Source organism: Winogradskyella sp. UBA3174, assembly GCF_002364335.1.
Taxonomy (GTDB): domain Bacteria; phylum Bacteroidota; class Bacteroidia; order Flavobacteriales; family Flavobacteriaceae; genus Winogradskyella.
Genome location: NZ_DEXW01000045.1, coordinates 35,755 through 36,323 on the forward strand (window position 1 = coordinate 35,755; position 569 = coordinate 36,323).

The 569-nt window shown below is 31.1% G+C and carries 1 protein-coding gene; it reads left to right on the top strand.

What is annotated here, in order from left to right:
* Window positions 1–516 (top strand): TolC family protein (locus B2U95_RS07950; protein WP_296314651.1); only part of this gene is annotated, 516 nt, incomplete at its 5' end.
* Window positions 517–569: the final 53 nt, after the last annotated feature.

The following is a 569-nucleotide window of genomic DNA, read 5'->3' on the forward strand; positions in this document are numbered from 1 at the left end:
TCCAAAGAATTATTAGTAAAGCTTGAAAAAAGTAAAGCTTTACCTCAAATTTCAGGATTTTTTAACGCTGGATATTTAGGGTATGACAATGATTTTAACTTTTTAAAAGCAAGCCAAGAATGGTATGGATTTTCTTCTTTTGGTGTTAATGTAAATATTCCCATTTTTAGTTCTTTAGGAAGAACCGCAAAAACTCAACAAGCTAAAATAGAATTAGAAAAAGCAGGAGAGAACCTTACGGAAACAGAACAGCAATTAAAACTACAAATAGCAGCAGCTAAAAGCAATTACAAATTTGCCATTGAAGACTACCAAAATAAAAAAAACAATTTAGCTCTAGCAGAGCGCATCGAAAAAAAGAATGAGATAAAATTCTTTGAAGGTATTGGCTCTAGTTTTGAACTAAGACAAGCGCAAACTCAATTATATACAGCTCAACAAGCTTTACTGCAAACTATGCTAGACATAATCACTACTAAAGCCGAATTGGAGACCTTAATCAACACCAACTTTTAAATAAATCATCATGAAATATATATACAGTCTTATCATCTTAACGCTTCTATTAA